Annotated in this window: 5 protein-coding genes; 3 read left to right on the top strand and 2 right to left on the bottom strand. The window is 67.6% G+C overall.

Translation table 11 applies throughout. From position 1 onward, the window contains the following. Window positions 1-119 precede the first annotated feature (119 nt). Both AC1VAN_RS17290 and AC1VAN_RS17285 read right to left on the bottom strand, forming a co-directional pair. Window positions 120-434 (bottom strand): AzlD family protein, encoded by a 315-nt coding sequence (locus AC1VAN_RS17290; protein ID WP_032951659.1) that lies wholly within the window; start codon window positions 432-434, stop codon window positions 120-122. After that, window positions 431-1,165 (bottom strand): AzlC family ABC transporter permease, encoded by a 735-nt coding sequence (locus AC1VAN_RS17285; protein WP_032974550.1) that lies wholly within the window; start codon window positions 1,163-1,165, stop codon window positions 431-433. The genes AC1VAN_RS17290 and AC1VAN_RS17285 overlap by 4 nt, the downstream gene beginning before the upstream one ends. Before the next feature lie 124 nt (window positions 1,166-1,289). On the opposite strand from AC1VAN_RS17285, the gene AC1VAN_RS17280 reads away from it, so the two are divergent. The 3 genes from AC1VAN_RS17280 to AC1VAN_RS17270 all read left to right on the top strand — a co-directional run. Then, window positions 1,290-1,754, top strand: a complete 465-nt coding sequence (locus tag AC1VAN_RS17280; protein ID WP_025874361.1) for an Lrp/AsnC family transcriptional regulator — start codon at window positions 1,290-1,292, stop codon at window positions 1,752-1,754. A 148-nt stretch (window positions 1,755-1,902) separates the two neighbouring features. After that, window positions 1,903-2,583, top strand: a complete 681-nt coding sequence (locus tag AC1VAN_RS17275) for an STN domain-containing protein (protein ID WP_032974850.1) — start codon at window positions 1,903-1,905, stop codon at window positions 2,581-2,583. 16 nt (window positions 2,584-2,599) lie between these two features. Beyond that, window positions 2,600-2,810: RNA polymerase sigma factor (locus tag AC1VAN_RS17270; protein ID WP_480986291.1), on the top strand; the 211-nt coding region annotated here is incomplete at its 3' end.

The following is a 2,810-nucleotide window of genomic DNA, read 5'->3' as shown; positions in this document are numbered from 1 at the left end:
ATCTGCAGGAGATCACCCTTCCAAGGCGGTGGATGCATCCTTGCAGACGCCCCGGCGCACGCACAATCAGACGTGTTGCATAGGGAAGCCGATGGTCGGCGCCGGTTGTCCTCTGGCGCTCACCCCATCACATACCGCAGCACACCCGCCGATACCACGCCGATCAGCACCGTCGGCAGCATCGACAGCCGCGTGGCCGCAAGCAACGTGATCGCCAGTGCAGCCAGGTCGGCCGGCTTGTCGGCCACGAAGTCCGGGGCGATCACCGAGATCAGCACGCAGCCCGGGGCGGCTTCCATCACCGTCACCGCGCGCTTGCCCAGGGTGCGGTTGCGCAGCGCGAGGAAACCGATGATGCGGGTGAGATAGGTGGCGGCGGCCATCAGGATGATGGTCAGCACCGAGGTCCAGTGGATCAGGCCGTTGAAGATCATGCGGCGTCCTCGGCCAGCAGCCACGCAGCGGCCAGACCGGCCAGCGCGCCGCTGGCGACGTACCAGGCGCCGGGCACCAGCAGGTAGGTGCCCGCTGCCACCACCAGGCTGACCAGCCATGGCCGGGCGGCGCGCATGCCTTGCCACATGCCACGCAGCAACACCAGGAACACGGCGGGGAAGGCCATGTCGAAGCCATAGGCGTGGATGTCACCGAGCAGTGGGCCGACGATCGCGCCCAGCGCGGTGCACAGTACCCACACGGTGTACAGGCCGGCCGACACGCCGAGGTAGTAGGACAGGCTGAAGCCCAGTGCGCGACGGCGCGCATCGGCCACGCCCAGTGCCCAGCTTTCATCGCACATGAAGAACAGCGCCGGCAGCACGCGACGGCGCGGCAGGTGCTGCAGCAACGGCGCCAGGCTGGCACCCATCAACAGGTGGCGGCTGTTGACCAGCGCGGTGATCGCTACGATCAGCGCGATGTGTGGCGGCGAAGTCCACAGTTCGACCGCGGCGAATTCAGAGCCACCGGCAAAGTTGAGGCCGGTCATCAGCGGCACTTCCAGCACCGACAGGCCCTTCTGGGCGGCCTGGGCACCGAGCACCAGGGCGAAAGGAATGAAGCCGATCATCACCGGCACGGCGGCGCGCAGGCCGCGCAGGAATTCGGCGCGCGGTGCGGTGTCGCACGCGGGATCAGGCAGGGGCAGGGTGGTTCGGGCGTCCATGGATCAACAACGGGTGGGGGTGGCCCATGCTAACGGTCCGATCACGAAATCGGGTTGCGTTGATGCCATTGAGCCGACGGAATGTGGAATATCATGCGGCCATCAGCCTGATGGGTGAAATTTCATGCAGTACCAGCTCGACAACCTGGATCGCCGCATCCTCGACGCCCTGCAGCGCGATGGTCGCCTGCAGAACCTGGAGCTTTCGCGACAGGTGGGGCTGTCGCCGTCCGCCTGTCTGCGCCGGGTCCGCCTGCTGGAAGAGGGCGGCTACATCGATCGCTACGTGGCCCTGCTCAACGCGGCGAGGATCGGGCGTGGGTTCACGGTGTTCGTCCGCGTGTGGCTGCGTGGCCAGGACGAAGACACCACCAACCACTTCATCAACAGCATCAAGTCCTTCCCGGAAGTGCTTGAATGCCATCTGATGGCGGGCGACTGCGACTTCCTGCTGCGGGTGGCGGTGGCCGACCTTGATGCGTACCGGCAGTTCCAGATACAGCACCTCAACCGGATCGCCGGGGTGCAGAACACCAAGACCGAAATCCCCATGCAGCGGATCAAGCAGACCACTGAACTGCCGGTCTGAACGGCCCGGCGCGTCCCCTGCGCGCCGCCGTCATCGCAATGACACGTGACGCCGCTACGGTTTGACCCGCTTGCCGGCCGTGCGCAGGTCGACCCGCCTGGTCGCACCGCGCTTCGCCGCTGCAGCTGATGTCGCTGCCGAGGGTCATGTGTTCTACGTCAGGGGGCTGAATGGACAGCATGCGATCAGACGTTGGAGGGTGGCGGCCGCCGCCGGGTTGCTGTTCGCCTTCGCTGCCGCCGCACAGGACGACATCCGCGCCTATGACATTCCCGCGCAGCCGCTGGAACAGGCGGTCGAGCGCTTCAGCGTCGTCAGCGGCTGGTCGGTGATGTATCCCGGCGACCTCGGCACGGGCCGCAGCAGCCATCCGCTGCAGGCCAGCCTGCCGCCACTGCAGGCGCTGCAGGTGGTGCTGCAGGATACGGGTGTCGAGGCCGAGCTGATCGGCGCGCAGCGCGTGGTCCTGCGCCGCGCCGCACGCGCCGCTGCCGAGGCCTCTGCGACCGGTGTGGCCAACGACCTCGGGCAGCGTCGCCGCTTCGGCGACCTGCAGCAGCGGCTGCGCACTGCGTTCTGTGGCGACCCTGACCTTGCACCGGGCGCCTATGCGGCGACGCTGCGCTTCCGCATTGCCAACGACGGCCAGGTGCAGGAACCCGAACTGCTTGCCGGCAGCGGCAGCACCCGCCGCGATGCGCGTCTTCTGCAGGCGATGCAGGCGCTGCGGCTGGACGCCGATGCTGCCGCGCTGCCGCAGCCGGTGACCCTGCAGATCCGTCCTTCCAGCGCGGGCCACGACTGTGGCCGGCGCCCGCCCCAACCATGACGTCAAGGAATCGAACATGAGCAACAGCACGGCTGGGGCGGTAGACCTGATGGACCATCTGCTGGGCGCGTACGACGAACTGAAGCGCCGSCTGGTGCGCAAGCTGGGCTCGGAAGAGCTGGCCGGCGACGCGCTGCAGGACACCTGGATGCGCCTGAGCACGCGCCGACACCGCCTGGACCCGGTGCAGAACCCCGCGGCATATCTGCTGCGCATGGCGATGAACC

Source organism: Stenotrophomonas sp. 05L44_2 (assembly GCF_056665995.1).
This window is presented reverse-complemented; position numbering and strand designations above follow the sequence as displayed.